This is a genomic window from Gluconobacter cerevisiae, assembly GCF_015244675.1.
Lineage (GTDB): Bacteria > Pseudomonadota > Alphaproteobacteria > Acetobacterales > Acetobacteraceae > Gluconobacter > Gluconobacter cerevisiae.
Map to the genome: position 1 here is coordinate 137,764 of NZ_JABCQO010000001.1, position 17,635 is coordinate 155,398.

A 17,635-nucleotide genomic window follows, 5' to 3' on the forward strand; every position below is an offset into this window, starting at 1 on the left:
CCATGAACCTGTTTTCCGGCCGTCCCACATCTTTCGATCCTGCCTGGGCCACACATAACCTCTCCGAAACGGCACAGCCCCGCATCGCCAGAGCATTCCGCACTCTCGGACAACAGGTCGATCTGCTTCTGGTGCCGGGCCTGTTCGGCTCGGGCCAGGATCACTGGCAATCGCATTGGGAACAGACTTATGGCCTGCGCCGCCTGCGCCAGAAGGACTGGGAAACACCCAATCCAGCAGACTGGGAAGCCGCGCTGACGGAAGCTATCGAAGCCTCAACACGCCCGACTTTCCTGATCGCGCACAGTCTCGGCTCGGTGCTGACTGCAAAATGGCTGACAAGACATGGAGGACGGCGCGTTGCCGGAGCCTTTCTGGTCGCCCCGGCCGATATCGACCAGACGACCCACCCGGATGTTGCACTCATCCGGGCGTTTGGCCCCCTTCCCGGAACGCCCCTTCCCGCCGCCACAGCCATCATGGCCAGCAGCAACGATCCCTGGCTGTCCCTGCCCCGCGCGCGCGAACTGGCCAGACACTGGCAATCGGATTTTCTGGAAGCGGGCGCCGTGGGCCATATCGGCAGCAGCGAGCCACTGGGCCTGTGGGAACATGGCGCAACAGCCATGCTCGATTTCGCCAGAAGGCGGCTGCCGCTCCGGGTCCAGTAACTCCGGAGCAGAGGGCCTCAAACCTGACGGCCGAAAGGTCTCCAGCGGTTGAGCAGCAGAGAATTGCTGACTACCGAGACGGAACTCATGGCCATGGCCGCCCCCGCCACGATTGGGTTCAACATGCCGAACGCCGCCAGCGGCAGACCCAGAATGTTGTAAATAAAGGCGAAAAACAGGTTCTGCCGGATCTTGGACAGAGTGGCGCTGGATAGGGAGATTGCATCCAGCACCCCGGTCATTTCGCTTTTCATCAACACGACATCCGCCGTATCGAGTGCCACGGCAGACCCCGCACCGATGGCAAACCCAACATCAGCCGCCGCCAGTGCAGGCGCATCGTTGATACCATCGCCCACCATGCCGACCAGATCGCCCTGCGCGCGGTATTTCGCCACGCCTTCGGCCTTGTGCTCCGGGAGAACCCCCGCCAGATACTCATCCACACCGACCTGCCGGGCCACCACAGACGCCGCGCGTTCATTATCTCCCGTCAGCATCACCACGCGGATGCCCCGCGCTTTCAGAGCCTTCACTGTCGCCACGGCATCCGACCGCAGTTCATCCGCCAAGGCGATGACCCCAAGAACCTGCCCGGCGCACGCCACGGCAATAACGGTGTTACCTTCGCTTTCCAACGCGGCAACCGGTAGGGACAACAGGTCCAGACCGCTTTCCCGCATGAATGCTGGTGAGCCCAGCCGGGCTTCCTGACCGTCGATCCGGCCAATCACGCCCTTGCCGGGAACAGCCTCAAAATCTTCTGCTGCAACAGACGCGCTTACACCATTACTCTGCGTGTAATCCACGATGGCGCGTGCCAGCGGGTGCTCCGAGTTATACTCCAGCGCCTGCGCAACGCCCAGAAGCCTATCCAACAAAACCCCATTCGCCGGATGAATGGCGGCAACAGCGGGACGCCCCTGCGTCAGGGTGCCGGTCTTGTCGACAATGATGGTTTTCAGCTTCTCGGCCCGCTCCAGCGCATCAGCGTTGCGAAACAGAATGCCGGATTGTGCGCCACGCCCCGTCCCCACCATGATGGCCGTGGGTGTGGCAAGACCGAGCGAACATGGGCAGGCAATAACCAGAACAGACACCGCCGAAACAAGGCTCCAGACCGCAGACCCGGTAACGGCCCAACCGATCAGGAATGTCAGAACCGCAATCCCGATCACGGCCGGGACGAAAATACCCGACACACGATCGGCCAGACGCTGCACATTCGCCTTGGAACCCTGCGCCTGCTCGACCATTTTTACGATCCGCGCCAATGCGGTATCCGCGCCAACCCCTGTGGCTCTGACACGCAGCGCCCCATTCGCGTTCATGGTGCCGCCGAACACATCCTGCCCGACTTCTTTCAGAACCGGGACGCTCTCGCCCGTCAGCATGGACTCGTTGACTTCGGACGCCCCTTCAAGGACCTTCCCGTCCACCGGCACACTCTCACCGGGCCGCACGACGAAAATATCACCGACATGCATGTCCGCGACGGCCCGGTCCACGATCGCGCCGTCACGCTCGACATGCGCAATCTGCGGCTGAAGCTGAAGCAGGCTCTCGATCCCGGCGCTGGTCCGGTTCTTGGCCCGCGTTTCCATGAGCTTGCCGAGCGAAATCAGCGTGATGATGGAGGCGCTGGCTTCGAAATAAACATGCTGATGCAGCCCGAACACCACAACAACCGCACTGAACAGCCACGCGATGGACGTGCCCAGCACGACCAGCACATCCATATTGGCCGAACCGCCACGCACCGCATTCCACGCCCTGCGATACAGATGCGCCCCGCAGACGAACTGCACGATTGTGGCGAACACGAACTGCACCAGAACCGGCACGATCATACGTCCGAAGAACATGCCGATCATCTCGGCAAAAAGCGGCAGCGAGAGAACAAGCGTCAGGATGAACCGGTTGCGCTCCCGCTTCCAGATCGCCGCACGTTTGGCCTTCGGATCTTCGCGCTCCCCCTCGTCCAGCCGCGTTGCGCCAAATCCGGCCTTCTCGATCTTCCCGATCAGATCAGCCGGTTCGACCACGCCCGGGATATAATTGATATGCGCCCGCTCGGCCGCAAAATTTACACTGGCCTGCACGGAAGGCTGCCGGTTCAGGATCTTTTCGATCCGCGCCGCACAGGCCGCACAGGTCATGCCTGACAGCGACAGATCAAGGCTCTGTTCGTCCACGGAAAAGCCCGCACGCCGCACGGCAGCCACAACGCTTTCGATGGAAGACGCCGTATTTTCGAAAGCGACCTGCGCGCGCTCGGAGGCAAAATTGACGGTCGCGTTGACGCCCTCCTGACGGTTGAGGACTTTTTCGATCCGCGCGGCACAGGCTGCGCAGGTCATGCCACCGACGGGGAAACTGATCGTTTCTGACATCTGCAAAGGGTCCTGTCAGCTAGGGACGCGGAAGGGAAGCTCCGCAAGAAATATACCCCATACCCCTATTTTTCAAGCATGGAAAAAACAGCTTTCCCACTTTCGAGAACAATTTCACGATCATGAAAAACACGCAGCGCATCATGATGCGCCACACTGACGCATGTGGTGTGAGGCAGAAAGAAAAGAAGGGCCTCGTAAAGACGGCGCTCATTGGCATCATCCAGCGCGGACGTCGCTTCGTCCAGAAACAGGATCGCAGGCCGGAACAGCAACGCCCGCGCCACGGCCAGACGCTGCTGTTCCCCCGGAGACAGAACAGCACCCCAATCTGCAATTTCTTCCAGTCGATGGCCGTATCCCGCCAGATTGACGGCTTCCAGAGCCTGCTGGCAGGAGGCGGTGTCATAGTGGTCGGATGTTGCAGGATAGCTCAGCGCCTGACGCAGTGTCCCGGACGGAACATAGCTGCTCTGGGGCAGGAACATGGCCTGTCTCATATTGAAAGAGACCTCCCCCCGCCCGTGCCGCCACAAGCCGGCCAGCGCCCGCAGGAACGTGCTTTTCCCCGAACCGGACGCTCCGCGAACCAGCCAGCGTTCGCCGCCCTGCATCGTCAGATCGCCAATTTGCACAATCGGTTTTCCATCCGGCAGGTTTAGAACCAGATCCCGGATCTGCACCGAAGGCGCGTCCGATGGAAAACGCACAATCCCGCTTTGAGAGGGTTGGCTGACAACCCGCTCGAACTCGCCCAGACGCTGAAGCACCGAACGCAGGGTCGCCAGATCAGCATAGTTGAAAATGAACCATTCCAGACTGATCCGCACCTGCGTGTAGGCCGAATTGATCTGCGAATAGAGCCCGAAACTCAAAGCATGAGCCATGGCTTTAGGCGCCAGCATGAGCCAGAGCGGTATCGTTGCGACCCCGGTATAGAACTCGCTGATAAAATTGACCCGCCATGTGTAGCGCACAACGCTGCGCCAGTTCGTGGCAATATACGTCAGATAGCCGGACAGCCGTAACTGCTCGGCATTTTCACCTCCATAAAAGGCAATCTGTTCGGAATTACGACGGACATCCATCAGCCCGGCACGCAGATCGGCATCAAAATGCTGCTGCCGGTAATTCGCACCGATCAGCGAAGCGCCAAACCGCTCCAGTATCCCGGAAGCCACCAGCGACGTGAGAACCGCGCCCAGAAAAAGATAGCCGGGGATCTGGAAATGACGGCCATGCCAGTCAAAAGACAATACCCCCCCGATGTTCCACAGAACCACCGCGAAAGACAGCAGCGTGGTCACCGCATCAATAGCGTCCAGACCCAGTTTGAGCGTCTGGACCGTCATCTGGGACAGATCGTCCGCAATACGCTGGTCCGGGTTGTCCGCCCGGTTCGGGCCATGCTCAAGCCGGTAATACGCCTCGTCCGACAGATACTGCCGCAGATAAACCTTCGTGTTCCACAGACGCCAGCGCATCGAAAGAACCTGCGTCAGATAGGTCTGTGTCGCATGCACCCCGACGGAGCCGAGCGTCACCAGAAGGTAAAACGGCAGCATCCCCAGACAGCGCCCGACCTCTCCTGCAAAGAACGCATCGAAAAACCGGTGATACCAGGCCCCGAACCAGACGGCGGACTGGACGTAAAGCACGGACAGCCCGATGGTCCCGCCCAGAAGGGACCAGGCCCACAACTTCTCTTCGGATTTCCAGTAAGGAAGAAGAACTTTCCAGTCCGCCAGAGAATGTGGCGGAGTTACTGCGTCGTCAGTAGTTTGCACGAAGTGTCGCCATGAAACTGCGCGGGGCGGCGGGGAAGTTGAACTGCCACTGACCGCTGGCACGCTCGTAATAATACCGGTTGGTCAGGTTCGTTGCATTCAACTGAAGCCGCAGATGACGGTTGAAGCGATACCCAGCCATGGCATCCACAGTCATGTAACCGCCCTGAATGGTCGTGGCATAACTGCCGCGCAGATTGCTGTTCGCATCAATCCCCGCCCCCACGTTCAGACCTTTAAGAAAGCCGTCCTGCACATTGTAATGCACCCAGGATTTGAACATGTGGTGCGGAGAGAAAACCCCTCCGAAATCGCTGACCTTCGCGTTCGAGACCTTCGTATCCAGATAGGTATATCCGATGGATACGTCGAGCCCCGGCAGGATCTGGCCATCAACCTGCGCCTCCCAGCCCTGACGGCGGATCGGGCCAGTCGTGACATAGAACTGCGAATGATACGGGTCCTGCACCGGCTGGTTAATGCTTTCCATCCGAAAAAGCGCGGATGAGAGGTTCAGGCGTCCATGAAAATATTCAGCCTTGAACCCGGTTTCGACCTGATTGCCTTCCTGTGGCGCAAGACCGCCACCCCCATAGGTCTGCCTGCCGACGGCGGGCGTGAAAATACTGGCATAGCTGGCGTACCAGGAGATGTTCGGCGTGATCTGGTAAACCGTTCCCAGATAGGGCGTGAGCTGCCCGCGCAGATCAGCCTGATTGATCCACTCCCCTTTCGGAGCAGGGGAAATTTTCTGAAGCTTCTCGTAATAACGCGAGACACGACCGCCCAAAATCAGGGACAAATGCCGGATTAACTCCAGCCGGAGTTGACCATAAAAACCCCACTGATAGGCATAGTCGTCCGTCCCGTATCCGTTCTTGTTCTGTATGTAGTCAAAGCAGCTTGCCGGAGGCTGGGGAACGGCATTGGTATTTTCGAGGCTGATATTATTGTAAATATTGTTGCAGTTCACGTTCGCATACTGCGTGATCTGCTCGTAGGAATTGTAGTTGAACCCGAACAGCGCGTGATGCGTCCTGTTGAGCAGTTTGAAACTGCCCTGCGCATAAACATCGGCGGAACGGGACGTGTTGGAACCTTTATATTTGGAGATACCCTGATCCCGGTACTGAAGCGTTCCGGTCGCAGGATTCATTTTGTTCCAAGGCTCGTTGTAGAAAGTATTGTAGTCCTGATCATAGAACGTGGCGCGCGCCGTCGCCGTCCAATCGCCCCAGAGCTTCTGGGTGATGGACGCAATCGTCTGCTGCGTCATGTAGTTCGAATACCCCCAGCTCTGGCTCGGGTTCGCATCCCGGTTGCCAGACCACAGGGTATTGGTCGTAGTCAGAGGCAAACCGTAATAAGGCGCCGTAATATCCTGCTGCTGGGCAGCATGAGAGACCATGAACGTCGTCGTGGGCGTGATGTCCCATTCCAGCGCGCCATAGGCCTGCCATTTGCGCGAATGGGAATATTTGTAGAAAAAATGATTGTCCTGATACAGATCCGCTGTCCGGAAACGCACGGTTTTTGAGCGGTTCAACGGGATGGTGATATCCGTGTCCACCCGATAATCGTCGAAACTGCCCACGCTGGCCGATCCACCAGCGGCGAAGTCCATGCCGGGTTTCTTCGTCACCTGATTAACCACCCCGCCCGCGGCTCCCCCGCCCTGCAATAAGCCGGAGGAGCCGCGAAGCACCTCGATCCTGTCATACATCGACAGGTCGAAGGCCGCATTATTCAGCGTCCCGGCAGCGTTGGGCGTGCCATCAATGGACGTCGTGAGCTGGTATCCGCGTGAATAATAATTGGCATTGGCCGTCGAGCCGGGAAGCACGCGGATGCCGTTAATCTGACGCATCGCATCTGCCATCGTCAGCATGTTGGAATCTTCCATGCGCTGCTGCGTGATGACCGAAATGGATTGCGGCACATCCTTGAGCGCCACGGGGCTTTTCCCCCAAACTTCAACGGCGGGTGCCGTATAGGTGTGATTGCTGCCCAGAACCTGAATGTTTTCCTCTGCCGCAGCCTCCAGATCCTCGGAAGAGCGAGACGCGGCTGCGGCAGACGTTGGAGCAGTGGCCGAAATGGGAGCCTTCGCAGACTGCGTGACAGGATTGTCCGAGTGGCGGGATACTGCGCAAGGCACAGGACGCGCCGCCTTGTGGGTAGCATGGCAAACAGACGGATGGTTTCTGGCACGCTCTACAACCGTATCAGCCAGCGCCGCAGGGCATGCGCCCGCCATCAGGCTGCCCCAGATCAGGGCGTGGTGGGAAATGGCGGGAAAGCCGAGCCGACGGCGAACTGAAATGCCATGCTGTGTCATAATGTCTGTCCTAAAGAGACATACCAGCCTCATGCAACAGCCCGTTCCACGAAAAACATCGTGTCACGACATGAGACTGGCAATGAGACGCTCCTGCGCAGGAGGAAGCGTGCTCCGGCTTCAGGAAACGACGTCAAATCCCGTGTCTTCGACGACGTCCCTGAACGCTGCGGGCGAAACATGCGTGGGGTCATAAGAGACCGTCACCTTGCCGCCATCCAGCACGATATCGACGCCCGTCACGCCGTTTACCGCTTCAAGAGCGCGGTGAAGCTTACCCGAACACCCGTTGCAGGACATACCCTCGACCGTCATGTGCGCTGTTTCTGGCATGTCACGAAATCCTTGAAAGAGAGATATCCCCCCGGCAATGACATATTCACATACGATGCGGGGGTATGGTTTATATCACTATTAATTATAAAACGATTCTGGCAATAGTTTTTATTTAACTAATTTAATATGTTATATATACCGCGCTGGGGTATGTGGTTTCATATTGATTTCGAAACATATCTGACAAACCCTTTTTCAGGCACGGAAAAATAATCTTTTCCTATTCCCCGGCTGGGTATAGGATTAGATCAGATTCGAACGATGAATCGCTCCGTTTCTTCCCCTTCTGTGGTGATTTCTGATGGTCAGGACACATGCCCGGATCTGGATCGGCCTGCTGGCCTGCCTGCTCATGCAGGTGGGGCTGCTGCTCGGCGCATCCACCGCGCAGGCCAGATCTGAAGCTCCCCATATGGCCATGACGATGCATCACATGGCCCATCACCAGAAGCCGGATGCCACTGATTGCTGCAAAACCTCAGCATTCCATGCGATCCCTCATCCGCAGCAATCTTCCGAAGGCTGCTGCCACACGCATGTGGTTTCAGCCGACCCCATGCTGACAATGGCGTCCGTCCACCCGTCCGGCCCAGCCCATACGGCCGCGCGCATCTTTGCCTCCGGGCTGCAAAACCGCTTCAGCGGCACGGACTGGATCCCCGCCTCACCGCCTCCAAAACCCCGCGCAATCTGACACACGCCTGACCGGCGTGGACCCGTCCTGCTGCCCGAAATGGGCATTCAGGGCCTGACCTTCTGTCATTTTCGCGGATTTATCCTCATGACCTCTCCGTCCCGCTCCCGGGACGGCCTGACACGACGGCGTTTCGTGACGGGGTTCGGCTCAGGCGGCCTGCTGGCAGCCCTGCCCCGAACCTCACATGCGCTCTCCTCAACGGCCGTTCCCATCAGGGCCTCTTCGGGCATCATACCCCCCCACCCTTCTGACCGGTGGGATCTGAAGGTCGGCCACACGCGCATTTCGCTCGATGGCAAAACCATGCACGCCCCGACTGTCGGCGGCACGGTGCCCGGACCGATCCTGCGCTTCAAACAGGGCGATACCGTCAGCATCAACGTAACCAATACGCTGGATGAACCGACCTCAATCCACTGGCACGGCATCCGCACACCCGCGAACATGGACGGCGTCCCGGGACTGAGCTTTGGCGGCATCGCCCCCGGCGAGACCTTCACCTATCGCTTCAAACTCCATCAAAGCGGCACCTACTGGTATCACAGCCATTCAGGAATGCAGGAAGCGATGGGCCTGTATGGCGCGATGGTGATCGACCCGCGCCGCCCGGACCCGAACACCTGCGACCGCGATTACGTCATTTTCCTCGCCGAATGGACGGATGTCATGCCCCATGACATCGTCAGCAACCTCAAGATGCAGGACGATTATTACGTCTTCCGGCAGCGCACGGCGGCGTCCTTCCCGAAAGAAGCGCGCGAAGCCGGAAGTGCGGGTGCGGCCCTCGCGGACCGTCTGGCCTGGTCGAAAATGCGCATGGCCGCGACCGACATCGCAGACGTCTCAGGCGCGATTTACACCTACACGCTGAACGGCCACGCCCCGGACATGAACTGGAGCGGCCTGTTCCGGCCCGGCGAAAAAGTGCGCCTGCGCTTCATCAACGGCTCGACCATGACGTTCTTCGACATCCGGATTCCGGGCCTCGAAATGCTGGTCGTACAGGCGGACGGCAACGATATCGAACCCGTTCCGGTGGACGAATTCCGCATCGGCGTGGCAGAAAGCTATGACGTCATTGTCCAACCGAAGGACGAGCGCGCCTATGCCATTTTCGCCCAGAGCGAAGACCGCACCGGTTACGCAAGCGGCACGCTCGCCCCCCGCGAAGGCATGATCGCTCCCTTGCCGCCGATGGACCCGCGCCCGGTCCGCACCATGGTGGACATGGGCATGGGGAACATGAAGCCCGGTGAAAGCATGAAGGACATGGAGATGTCCGAAGACATGTCGGGCATGAAAATGGATGGCGACATGGCCGGAATGGGCATCCCCGGCATGAACATGAAAGGCATGGATATGAGCCACATGGCCATGCCGAAGATGGAAGTGGACGATCCCGGCCCGCCGCCCATCAATGTCGAAAACCAGATGCGCGCTATGATGCCCATCGACCGAACCGGCAGCCCCGGCGACGGACTGGAAAACAACGGCCGCCGCGTCCTGAACTACAGACAGCTCCGCGCCACACGTCCCGGAGCGGACCTGCGACCGCCAACTCGGGAAATCATCCTGCATCTGACCGGCAACATGGAGCGCTATATCTGGGGCTTCAACGGTCGGAAGTTCTCGGAATCCGGGCCGATCCGCCTCAAACTTGGCGAGCGCGTGCGTTTTACGCTCATCAACGACACCATGATGGAACACCCGATCCATCTGCACGGTCTGTGGAGCGAACTTGAAAACGGTCAGGGCGATTACCGCCCCTACAAGCACACCATCATTTCCCAGCCGGGCTCGAAACTGAGCTATCTCGTGACGGCCGATACCCCCGGCATGTGGGCGTATCACTGCCACCTGATATATCACATGGATCTGGGCATGTTCCGCACGGTGATCGTGGCATGAAACACGCCCTTTCTCTCGTGCTTCTGTCCATTCTCGCCCTATCCGGCACGGCCCGCGCCGACCAGCCGGTCTATCACGCTGCCGATGCGCCGGAAGCGACCCCTGTCGTCTATATCGGCAACATCAAGCCCGCCATGGATCAGGGCACTTGGCTGCATGGCATCTTCAACCAGCTTGAAGGCCGCTATGCCCCCGGCGAGACCGATTTCCGCTGGGATGGGGAAGCGTGGTTCGGGGGCGACTACAACAAGATCTGGCTCAAATCCGAAGGCACGCTGGAAAAAGGCCGCCTGAGCGATGGCGACCACGAACTGCTCTATACACGCTCGATTTCGTCCTACTGGAACCTACAGGGCGGCGTGCGCATGGACCTTGATGACGGTCCAACCCGCACCTGGGGCGCGTTCGGCATTGAAGGTCTGGCGCTGTACGAATTCGAGTTCGAAGCCACAGCCTATGTCAGCGACCGCGGACGTTTCGCCGCTCGCGTGGAGGGGTCTTACGACTTCCTGCTGACCAACCGCCTGATCCTTCAGCCACAGGCCGAGTTCAATTTCTACACGAAACCCGACACAGGACGGCAGGCTGGCGCCGGATTGTCTGACGTCGATGCAGGTCTGCGCCTGCGATACGAACTCTGGCGGAAATTCGCGCCCTATGTGGCCGTAACCTACTCCGGATATCTCACACAGGCCCGCCGGATCGCCCGTGACCAGCACGACGATACCGGCTCCGTCCGCTTCAGCCTCGGCGTCCGAAGCTGGTTCTGATCCCCACACATTCAGGAAAGTCCCTTATCATGCGCAAGATCCTCCTCGCATTGGCCGCCCTTCTCGCAACCAGCACGGCCTCTGCCGATCCCTCCATGCCGGACATGGACATGAGCGGCAAAAACGCCATGACCATGCCATCCCCCAGAACGCAGGACCCGATGGCTGGCCTCAGCATGGATCAGCAGATGGTCCTGTGCGCGCATCTGGAGGCGCTCAGCAAACAGAACAGTCCGCTGACGCCGAAAATGAAGCAGCAGCGTGCCGCCTGTCAGAAAATGGATATGGGCATGGCAAATCAATCCGCCCCCAGCGAAACACTGGACCGCTGATTCTTCAGCGGATCATCCGGCGAACGACCTGGAGAAGCTCGTCAATGGCGTCTTCTCCACCGTCTTCCTGTACCGCACGGCGCACGCAACCATTGGCGTGGGACGACAGGATCTGGATAGACACCCCGTCCAGCGCCGATTTGATGGCAGAGATCTGGGTCAGGATATCTACGCAATAACGATCGTTCTCGATCATGTTGAGAACACCGCCGACCTGTCCTTCGATCCGGCGGACGCGGTTTGTCAGGGCTTTCTTGCGCGGCTGCTCAACACGACGGCCGTCATCATCCAGCGGTGTGCAGTTCTCGCAGACATCCACTGCGTGTTCATTTCGGGATAGTGCCATTACTGGATCCGCCCTTTAGTCAGACATCCGAACATCACTTATGGGTCCATGTCCGCCCATCCGGGCGCGCCTTTCGAACGCCCCCATCGCGCGTGTATATGCCCCGCTGCATCGGGAATTGCCAGTGCACAGACACCGGTCCGCCTTTTCCTGATCGAAAAAAAACCGAGTCTCCCGCAGGAAAGCAGGCTTCCTCTTACGTCAGTAAGGTGCGGATATTCCCTTCCAATGCCGGATGTTACTCCGACATACGTCTCGTCATCGGGGTTTTTCGTAAAATTTATTATAAAATCCGGCGATTTCTCCAGTCTCGCACCGCCCCTGGGACTGCACTTGATGCAAATCATTCTCACTCCCCTTCCCGGACGGGCCGGATGCGCCTATCTAGAACAGAGGACGGAGCCTGTGAGCGTCCGCCACACCACCGGGGTACGGAACTGATGTTGTATCTGGATACACTGCCCAAGGGCGGACATGCCGTGATCGAGAAGGTCGAACAGCGTGCGCCTCTGGACCCGATCGCCACACGCCTCGGCGAACTGGGCTTCGTGCCCGGAGAAGCCGTACAGGTCGTCGCGACCGGCCCGATGGGCAAGGATCCGATTGCAGTGCGTCTGGGCACATCACGTTTTGCCCTGCGCCGTGGCGAAGCTGCCCGCGTGGGCCTGCGGACCGTTTCCTGACACCCCATGAGTGCAACCACGTCCCCGCAGACACCCGCGTCCCCTCTGCATATCGCCCTCGTCGGAAATCCGAACTGCGGCAAGACCTCCCTGTTCAACCAGCTGACGGGCAGCCGTCAGAAAGTCGCCAACTACGCAGGCGTCACGGTGGAGCGAAAGGAAGGGTTCTTCACGACACCCAACGGCCGCGCCATCCGCGTGCTCGACCTGCCGGGCGCCTATAGTCTTGATTCGACCAGCCCGGACGAGGACGTCACACGCGATGTCTGTCTCGGATGCCATCGGACCGAACCCCGCCCGGAAATGCTGGTGGCCGTCATTTCGGCGACCAATCTGCGGCTGCATCTGCGCTTTCTGCTGGAGCTGAAGCAGCTCGGCCTGCCCGTCATTGTCGCACTGAACATGATGGACGAAGCCCGCCGCCACGGCCTTCAGATCGACGCCGCCGGATTGCAGGCCGATCTGGGCATGCCCATCGTCCCCGTCGTCAGCCTCAACCGCGCGGGCGTGATGCCGCTGCTTCAGAGGCTGGATCTCTCCCTGCCGGCCCCGCCTGTGCCTCTGCCCGCCGGGCTGGACCCACACATGGAAGTCCGGCGGCTGCTCGCGACCTATGTCGTCGATCCCGCCGCAGGAACGGATCGCCTGACGGACCGGCTGGACCGCGTGTTCCTGCATCCCGTCTGGGGGCCGATCATTCTTCTGATCGTGCTGTTCGTCATGTTCCAGACCGTCTTCGCCTGGGCGCAACCGCTCATGGACGGACTGGGAAGCGGTATTTCGATCTTCGGGGAAATCGTTCTCAAGCCGGTTCCGGGCGGCGTTCTGCACAGTCTGCTGGCGGATGGCGTATTGGCGGGCGCGGGCACAGTGATCGTGTTCCTGCCGCAGATCCTCATTCTGTTCCTGTGGATTCTGGCGCTCGAGGAGTCCGGCTATCTGCCCCGCGCCGCCTTCCTGCTGGACCGGCTAATGGCGCTGGCCGGACTGAGCGGACGATCCTTCATCCCCCTGCTGTCGAGCTTCGCCTGCGCCATTCCCGGCATCATGGCCGCCCGCACCATCCAGAACCCGCGGGACCGTCTGGTCACGATCCTGATCGCACCGCTCATGACCTGCTCGGCGCGGCTGCCGGTCTATACGCTGTTGATCGGTGCGTTCGTGCCACACCGGAGTGTGCTCGGGATCTTCGGACTTCAGGGACTGGTACTGTTCGGGCTTTATGCGGTCGCCATCGTCAGTGGCGTAATCGCCGCGCGGATCATGACGCGGGGCGTGAAGTCCGAGGAACATCCGCTGCTGCTCGAACTGCCGTCCTATCGCCGCCCGAACCTCCGCAGCCTCGCGCTCGGACTGTGGCAGCGCGCGGTAATGTTCCTCTCCCGCGTCGGCACGATCATCGTCTCGCTGAACGTGCTGCTCTGGGCCCTGTCGAGCTTCCCGCTCCCGCCCGCAGGCGCACCGGGGCCCGCCATTGATTACAGTCTGGCAGGGCGGATCGGCCATCTGATGCAGTGGGTTTTCGCGCCTATCGGCTTCAACTGGCAGATCTGCGTTTCGCTCATCCCCGGACTTGCGGCGCGCGAAGTGGCGGTCAGTTCCCTCGCCACTGTCTATGCCATCGGCGCCACGGATGAGGGCGCTGCCGACAGGCTCCTGCCCCTGCTCTCGACGCAGTGGAGCATGGCCACGGCATTTTCGCTGCTGGCCTGGTATGTTTATGCGCCGCAATGCATTTCGACGCTGGCTGTCATGCGTCGGGAAACCGGGTCCATCAAAACCGTTCTATGGGCTGCGGCGTATCTGTTCGGTCTGGCCTATCTGGCCGCGTTCCTGACCTATCACATCACCCGCGTCCTTACGGGAGCTGCCTGATGCTTGAACTTTCTGTTGCCGTTCTGATCGTCTGCGCGGCCGCCATTTATTGGTATGCCCGCCTGTTTCCCGCCAGATGGGGCAAAGTGCGGACGGCCGTTGGCCTGTCCGCCCCGCAACCCACGATCGGCAAGGGCTGCGGCGGCTGTTCGGGCTGTGACCGCTCGGGTAAGGGTGGTTGCCACTAAGGCAACCACCCACTCTTTTCAGGCTTTTTGAAGTCCCGGATTGCCACGCTCAACCGCAAAGCTGGCATACGTGGACAGCTTGCCCCCCGGCACCATAACCCGATCGATAATCTTCAGGTCAGCGTGCCACACTTCCGGGCCCACATCGCACAGAACATAACCGCGCTTGTCGGTCGTGGCCTTCAGATGCGGGTTCTCGCTGCGAGCGATGCGGCTGAAATGATCGTCGTCGCCCAGACCATCTGCGCCCGATGAAATGGACGTCGCGAGGAACTCCACCGAAACCGGCTTCCCCCGTCCCGGCTCGATCAGCAGATCCCCGGCAAAGTGTCGATGCGCGTCCCCCGTCACATTGACCACGTTTCCGGGGCAATGCGTATCGATGAAGTCCAGCAGGCGCTTGCGGCTGTAAAGATAGCCGGACCACTGATCCATGCTGTAGGTCAGTTCGGAATGCGCAGACTTGCGGTGCGCCAGATCCATGATCATGACCTGATGTGCCAGCAGGTTCCACTTTGCATCCGACCGCCCCAGACCATCAAACAGCCATTGCTCCTGCTGCGTCCCCATCATGGTACGTTCGGGAGACCACACGTCTTTCCCCTGCGCGGCATTCGTGTCGCCATAAGCCTGATCACTGCGATACTGACGCGTATCCAGCACGAACATGTTCATCAGATCGCCGAAGCTGAAGCTGCGATAGAGCTGCATATGGTTGCCATCGGGAATGGACGTCGCCCGCAGCGGCATGTTCTCGTAATACGCCTGTAGCCCGACAGCCCGGCGCAGACGGAAAATCTCCGGCGGCGTCCCATCCTGATCGGTATCTCCGGCCCAGTTGTTGTCGATCTCGTGATCATCAAAACTGACGATCCACGATGTCGCGGCATGGGCGGCCTGAAGGTCAGGGTCTAGTTTGTACTGGGCATAGCGGCGGCGATATTCATCCAGCGAATAACATTCCGGCCCAACATGACGCCGCAGAACATGTGCCTTGCGTCCGTCGATATCGCGCAGATGATCGCCGCTATCCGCGCCTTCGTAAATATAGTCGCCGTAATGGAATACGAAGTCGATCGGCTCATTCGCGATGGCGCGCCAGGCGGTGTAATAGCCATATTCGTAATGCTGGCAGCCTGCTGCGGCAAAGCGCACGCGCGACAGCGGCGCACCCGGCGTCGGCAGCGTACGCCCCCGGCCAACAGGGCTTGCATAACCTGCGATATGGAAACGATACCAGTACGGTCGGTCCGGCTTCAGCCCGGCGACCTCGACATGCACCGAATGACCAAGCTCCGGATGGGCAAGGGCCTGCCCGCTCTGCACGGGTTTTGAGAACGTTTCGTCCTCGCTGACCTCCCATCTTACCAGAACTGGCTTGAGAACTTCCATGCCGCCTGCCTCTTCCAGCGGGTCGGGCGCGAGGCGCGTCCACAGCACCAGACCGTCCGAAGCCGGATCGCCGGAGGCTACGCCAAGCTGGAACGGAGAGGCCGTAAAAGTCGGGTTTTTCTCCAGATCGCGCGGGACAGCAGCCCGCAGCGCACGCACGCGCGTCGAGAGGAGGAGACCCGCACCAAGGCCGGTCAGCAGGCTTCTACGTTTCATGAACACCATGCAGCAGTTCTTTCTTACGAAGCCCGGTTCCATGCGGAACCGGGCTCCCAGAGGTCTTTGGACACACGCCCTCCGTTCTGTGGACACATGAAATGGAGATTTGCCCACTCCTCGAAATGTCATTTCATGAAACTGTCATGAATGAGGTCGTGCGAATTCCCTAAACGCTGTTGCGCCGCAGCCCAGACGGGCTTTCAGGGCGCGGTGATTCGGAAACATTCAGAAACGGGAACATGGATGCGCTGTCAGCAGGAATGGTTGCGCCTTTATCGCAGGGTGCGTTCCCGGACCCGTCGGGAGGATGCGGACGACCACCTTCAGAACGCCCTCATGAGCTATTTCGAGCGCCCCGAAGGCAGCGTGCAGCATCAGGACGCCTATATCACCCGAAGCGCCGTGAATTCCTCGCTCAACGCGATCCGCCGCGAACGGCAGGGATATGTGCAGGCGGCGGACGACTTCGAAACGCTCGTCAATGTCCCCGACCCTGCGCCCTCGCAGGAGGATATTTACGAATCAACGCAAAAACTGGCGCATTTCCACGAAGGCTGCGAACAGCTTCCGGACCGGACCCGACAGATCTTCCTGATGAACCGTGTGGAAAAAATGAAGTACAGCCATATTGCGCAATCGCTGGCGATCAGTGAAAGCAGCGTTGAAAAACATATCGCAAAGGCGCTGATCTTCCTTTCAACATGGATGGATCACTGAAATACCGATCTGATGGACGTCATCAAACTCCGCGCGGCAGAATGGATTGCACGCCTCCATGCCGAGGACTGCACACCGCTCGACCATGACATGTTCCGCGACTGGCTGGCGAGCGATCCCCGCAATGGGCCGGTTTTCGAACATCTGACGGAACTGTGGGAACTCTCCGGAGGCGCCCGGCCGCCGCTTTTTGTTCCGAATACAAAACCTGCTCCAGCCATGCGTCGCCCGCTCCTCAGCCGAAGGCACGCGCTGGCGGGACTGGTTGCAGCGGTTTTTCTGGCCGTTCCGCCATGGGAAGGCGCACATGCCAGCCGGATCGAGGAAACCGGGATCGGGAGCATCCGCGATGTCCACCTCACACCCCGGACGGATTGCCGCCTCGACACCCAGACACGCCTCGTGGTGGGGCCGAACGGGCGGCAGGCGCGGCTGTGTCACGGGCAGATCCTGCTCTCGGTGGCCGGACCGGACCCTTTCCATCTTTCCGCCGACGGCATGACGGTACAGCTTCATGACAAGACCTCTGCCGATATCCGCATCAATCGCGGCAATACGGAAGTCACGGCCATCCGGGGGAAGGTGTTCCTGACCGCCGCAGCCCTGCGTGAGGCCGGACGATGGGTGATGCCCGGACAGCGCCTGCGGATGGATCGCAACGGCGGCTGGAACATCGATTATCCCGATCTGGAAACATTGCTCTCCTGGCAGAGCGGCGAACTGGTGTTCCGCAATCAGCCGCTGGCGGAGGTAATTCAGGAAATCAACCGTTACGCCTCCCGCCAGATCGTCCTGTCCGCGCCGCGTCTGGCCTCGCAGCGCCTGAGCGGCGTGTACCATGTGCGTCAGGGGGATGCGTTTTTGCAGATGCTCCCGCATCTGCTGCCCCTGCGGATCCGCCCGGCCCATAACGCTTACGAAATCGTCGCTTTGTGACGTTTCGATGAAAACCGCTGCATCGCGCTGAGGTTTTCATTTTCTCA

At 59.8% G+C, this 17,635-nt stretch carries 16 protein-coding genes; 10 read left to right on the forward strand and 6 right to left on the reverse strand.

Annotation, left to right across the window (positions count from 1 at the left end; genetic code table 11):
- Window positions 1–2 precede the first annotated feature (2 nt).
- Window positions 3–671 carry an RBBP9/YdeN family alpha/beta hydrolase gene (locus HKD21_RS00565; protein WP_194253741.1) on the forward strand — a complete coding sequence of 223 codons (669 nt, stop codon included), beginning with the start codon at window positions 3–5 and terminating at the stop codon, window positions 669–671.
- A 17-nt stretch (window positions 672–688) separates the two neighbouring features.
- Here the strand turns inward: HKD21_RS00565 and HKD21_RS00570 are convergent, their stop codons facing one another.
- The 4 genes from HKD21_RS00570 to HKD21_RS00585 all read right to left on the reverse strand — a co-directional run bounded on the left by HKD21_RS00570 (window position 689) and on the right by HKD21_RS00585 (window position 7,522).
- Window positions 689–3,064, reverse strand: a complete 2,376-nt coding sequence (locus HKD21_RS00570; protein ID WP_194253742.1) for a heavy metal translocating P-type ATPase — start codon at window positions 3,062–3,064, stop codon at window positions 689–691.
- Window positions 3,065–3,129: 65 nt separating this feature from the next.
- Complete coding sequence (locus tag HKD21_RS00575; protein WP_194253743.1) at window positions 3,130–4,851, reverse strand: ABC transporter ATP-binding protein/permease; 1,722 nt, start codon at window positions 4,849–4,851, stop codon at window positions 3,130–3,132.
- A complete protein-coding gene (locus tag HKD21_RS00580; RefSeq protein ID WP_228120655.1) occupies window positions 4,838–7,189 on the reverse strand; it encodes a TonB-dependent siderophore receptor in 2,352 nt (783 codons plus the stop codon). Before HKD21_RS00580 ends, HKD21_RS00575 begins: the two co-directional genes overlap by 14 nt.
- 120 nt (window positions 7,190–7,309) lie before the next feature.
- Window positions 7,310–7,522 carry a heavy-metal-associated domain-containing protein gene (locus HKD21_RS00585; protein WP_194253745.1) on the reverse strand — a complete coding sequence of 71 codons (213 nt, stop codon included), beginning with the start codon at window positions 7,520–7,522 and terminating at the stop codon, window positions 7,310–7,312.
- A gap of 304 nt (window positions 7,523–7,826) precedes the next feature.
- Between HKD21_RS00585 and HKD21_RS00590 the strand changes: the two genes are divergently transcribed.
- From HKD21_RS00590 to HKD21_RS00605, 4 genes are all read left to right on the forward strand, one after another.
- On the forward strand, window positions 7,827–8,219 hold the full coding sequence (locus HKD21_RS00590) for a hypothetical protein (protein WP_194253746.1): 393 nt from the start codon (window positions 7,827–7,829) through the stop codon (window positions 8,217–8,219).
- An 87-nt stretch (window positions 8,220–8,306) separates the two neighbouring features.
- Window positions 8,307–10,130: a copper resistance system multicopper oxidase gene (locus tag HKD21_RS00595; protein ID WP_194253747.1), complete on the forward strand. Its 1,824-nt coding sequence runs from the start codon at window positions 8,307–8,309 to the stop codon at window positions 10,128–10,130.
- Entirely contained in the window at window positions 10,127–10,900 is a 774-nt protein-coding gene (locus HKD21_RS00600) for a copper resistance protein B (RefSeq protein ID WP_194253748.1), read from the forward strand. Before HKD21_RS00595 ends, HKD21_RS00600 begins: the two co-directional genes overlap by 4 nt.
- Window positions 10,901–10,929: 29 nt before the next feature.
- Window positions 10,930–11,232, forward strand: coding sequence for a hypothetical protein (locus HKD21_RS00605; protein WP_194253749.1), 303 nt, complete (start codon window positions 10,930–10,932; stop codon window positions 11,230–11,232).
- 4 nt (window positions 11,233–11,236) lie between these two features.
- Here the strand turns inward: HKD21_RS00605 and HKD21_RS00610 are convergent, their stop codons facing one another.
- Entirely contained in the window at window positions 11,237–11,578 is a 342-nt protein-coding gene (locus HKD21_RS00610; protein ID WP_228120658.1) for a metal-sensitive transcriptional regulator, read from the reverse strand.
- Window positions 11,579–12,018: 440 nt separating this feature from the next.
- On the opposite strand from HKD21_RS00610, the gene HKD21_RS00615 reads away from it, so the two are divergent.
- The 3 genes from HKD21_RS00615 to HKD21_RS00625 are packed head-to-tail and all read left to right on the forward strand — an operon-like array spanning window position 12,019 to window position 14,324.
- Entirely contained in the window at window positions 12,019–12,261 is a 243-nt protein-coding gene (locus tag HKD21_RS00615) for a FeoA family protein (RefSeq protein ID WP_194254062.1), read from the forward strand.
- Between the two features lie 6 nt (window positions 12,262–12,267).
- The gene (feoB, locus tag HKD21_RS00620; RefSeq protein ID WP_194253750.1) at window positions 12,268–14,136 is read left to right on the forward strand and encodes a ferrous iron transporter B; all 1,869 of its coding nucleotides are present in this window, start codon (window positions 12,268–12,270) and stop codon (window positions 14,134–14,136) included.
- On the forward strand, window positions 14,136–14,324 hold the full coding sequence (locus tag HKD21_RS00625; RefSeq protein ID WP_194253751.1) for a hypothetical protein: 189 nt from the start codon (window positions 14,136–14,138) through the stop codon (window positions 14,322–14,324). The genes feoB and HKD21_RS00625 overlap by 1 nt, the downstream gene beginning before the upstream one ends.
- Before the next feature lie 18 nt (window positions 14,325–14,342).
- Here HKD21_RS00625 and HKD21_RS00630 read toward each other — a convergent pair whose 3' ends face one another.
- Window positions 14,343–15,941 carry an alkaline phosphatase D family protein gene (locus HKD21_RS00630; RefSeq protein ID WP_194253752.1) on the reverse strand — a complete coding sequence of 533 codons (1,599 nt, stop codon included), beginning with the start codon at window positions 15,939–15,941 and terminating at the stop codon, window positions 14,343–14,345.
- A 237-nt stretch (window positions 15,942–16,178) separates the two neighbouring features.
- Between HKD21_RS00630 and HKD21_RS00635 the strand changes: the two genes are divergently transcribed.
- Together HKD21_RS00635 and HKD21_RS00640 are read left to right on the forward strand one after the other, a co-directional pair.
- Window positions 16,179–16,652, forward strand: coding sequence for an RNA polymerase sigma factor (locus HKD21_RS00635; RefSeq protein ID WP_194253753.1), 474 nt, complete (start codon window positions 16,179–16,181; stop codon window positions 16,650–16,652).
- A 12-nt stretch (window positions 16,653–16,664) separates the two neighbouring features.
- Window positions 16,665–17,588, forward strand: coding sequence for a FecR family protein (locus tag HKD21_RS00640; protein WP_194253754.1), 924 nt, complete (start codon window positions 16,665–16,667; stop codon window positions 17,586–17,588).
- Window positions 17,589–17,635 lie beyond the last annotated feature (47 nt).

Excerpts from the sequence above, each read along its gene's own strand:
- HKD21_RS00565 (WP_194253741.1), top strand. The coding sequence starts at position 3 with ATGAACCTGTTTTCCGGCCGTCCCACATCTTTCGATCCTGCCTGGGCC.
- HKD21_RS00570 (WP_194253742.1), bottom strand. The coding sequence starts at position 3,064 with ATGTCAGAAACGATCAGTTTCCCCGTCGGTGGCATGACCTGCGCAGCC.
- HKD21_RS00580 (WP_228120655.1), bottom strand. The coding sequence starts at position 7,189 with ATGACACAGCATGGCATTTCAGTTCGCCGTCGGCTCGGCTTTCCCGCC.
- HKD21_RS00585 (WP_194253745.1), bottom strand. The coding sequence starts at position 7,522 with ATGCCAGAAACAGCGCACATGACGGTCGAGGGTATGTCCTGCAACGGG.
- HKD21_RS00590 (WP_194253746.1), top strand. The coding sequence starts at position 7,827 with ATGGTCAGGACACATGCCCGGATCTGGATCGGCCTGCTGGCCTGCCTG.
- HKD21_RS00595 (WP_194253747.1), top strand. The coding sequence starts at position 8,307 with ATGACCTCTCCGTCCCGCTCCCGGGACGGCCTGACACGACGGCGTTTC.
- HKD21_RS00600 (WP_194253748.1), top strand. The coding sequence starts at position 10,127 with ATGAAACACGCCCTTTCTCTCGTGCTTCTGTCCATTCTCGCCCTATCC.
- HKD21_RS00605 (WP_194253749.1), top strand. The coding sequence starts at position 10,930 with ATGCGCAAGATCCTCCTCGCATTGGCCGCCCTTCTCGCAACCAGCACG.
- HKD21_RS00610 (WP_228120658.1), bottom strand. The coding sequence starts at position 11,578 with ATGGCACTATCCCGAAATGAACACGCAGTGGATGTCTGCGAGAACTGC.
- HKD21_RS00615 (WP_194254062.1), top strand. The coding sequence starts at position 12,019 with ATGTTGTATCTGGATACACTGCCCAAGGGCGGACATGCCGTGATCGAG.
- feoB (WP_194253750.1), top strand. The coding sequence starts at position 12,268 with ATGAGTGCAACCACGTCCCCGCAGACACCCGCGTCCCCTCTGCATATC.
- HKD21_RS00625 (WP_194253751.1), top strand. The coding sequence starts at position 14,136 with ATGCTTGAACTTTCTGTTGCCGTTCTGATCGTCTGCGCGGCCGCCATT.
- HKD21_RS00630 (WP_194253752.1), bottom strand. The coding sequence starts at position 15,941 with ATGGTGTTCATGAAACGTAGAAGCCTGCTGACCGGCCTTGGTGCGGGT.
- HKD21_RS00635 (WP_194253753.1), top strand. The coding sequence starts at position 16,179 with ATGCGCTGTCAGCAGGAATGGTTGCGCCTTTATCGCAGGGTGCGTTCC.
- HKD21_RS00640 (WP_194253754.1), top strand. The coding sequence starts at position 16,665 with ATGGACGTCATCAAACTCCGCGCGGCAGAATGGATTGCACGCCTCCAT.